The organism is Pseudomonas sp. SIMBA_068, from assembly GCF_046534705.1.
Classification (GTDB): domain Bacteria; phylum Pseudomonadota; class Gammaproteobacteria; order Pseudomonadales; family Pseudomonadaceae; genus Aquipseudomonas; species Aquipseudomonas putida.
The window spans coordinates 1-253 of sequence record NZ_JAWRYI010001070.1 but is presented as its reverse complement, the minus strand read 5'-3'; the positions used below and the strand labels follow the sequence as shown (position 1 = coordinate 253).

Sequence of the window (253 nt, the reverse complement as noted above, 5' to 3'; positions counted from 1 at the left end):
GAACTCGATAACACCATTAGCGAAATGCTGAAAGAAGGTGCACAAGTGGATCTGACCGCGAACCAGTTAACGCTGGCGACCGCGAAACAGACATTAACTTATAAGCTGGCGGATTTAATGAATTAATAGCTGCCACAGCTCCCGGCGGCAAGTGACTGTTCGCTACAGCGTTTGCCGTTGGGTAATGCACACATCCCAATCGCCGTACCATCCAGTTGACGGGCAACAGAAAGCGAACCGCCGATCATTGCAC

1 protein-coding gene is annotated in these 253 nt (G+C 51.0%); it reads right to left on the bottom strand.

Annotated features, from left to right (window positions below):
* Positions 1 to 122 precede the first annotated feature (122 nt).
* Positions 123 to 248: a DUF333 domain-containing protein gene (locus SB756_RS32730; protein WP_000579083.1), complete on the bottom strand. Its 126-nt coding sequence runs from the start codon at positions 246 to 248 to the stop codon at positions 123 to 125.
* Positions 249 to 253 lie beyond the last annotated feature (5 nt).